The sequence below is a fragment of the Candidatus Thiosymbion oneisti genome, assembly GCF_900092655.1.
Taxonomy (GTDB): domain Bacteria; phylum Pseudomonadota; class Gammaproteobacteria; order Chromatiales; family Chromatiaceae; genus Thiosymbion; species Thiosymbion oneisti.
In genome coordinates, this window is sequence record NZ_FLUY01000157.1 from 1 (window position 1) to 255 (window position 255).

The following is a 255-nucleotide window of genomic DNA, read 5'->3' on the forward strand; positions in this document are numbered from 1 at the left end:
GATCATGGAAGGGTACCACCGGACGTTTTGGAGTGCGGCGGCAACCTCACCCCGATGCTTACCGGAACCTACAGCGCCAGGCATAAGCGGGGGGCGGCCAAGTGGCACCATCCTGCCGCCGCTTTGGATTTGGCGAAAGGTGTTGCGGCCAGGGGAAAGCGCCGTCGCCGCGGCGCGGGTGGAACCTAAGGGCCCGGATTCCCGGCAAACACTGCTGGTATCCCCCATGACTGAGGTTCGATGCGGCCGCGCCGC

General features: G+C 65.9%; 1 protein-coding gene. It reads left to right on the forward strand.

Features of this window, described 5'->3' with window-relative positions:
- Positions 1–189 (forward strand): hypothetical protein (locus tag BQ17_RS22255; protein ID WP_218068001.1); only part of this gene is annotated, 189 nt, incomplete at its 5' end.
- Between the last annotated feature and the right edge of the window lie 66 nt (positions 190–255).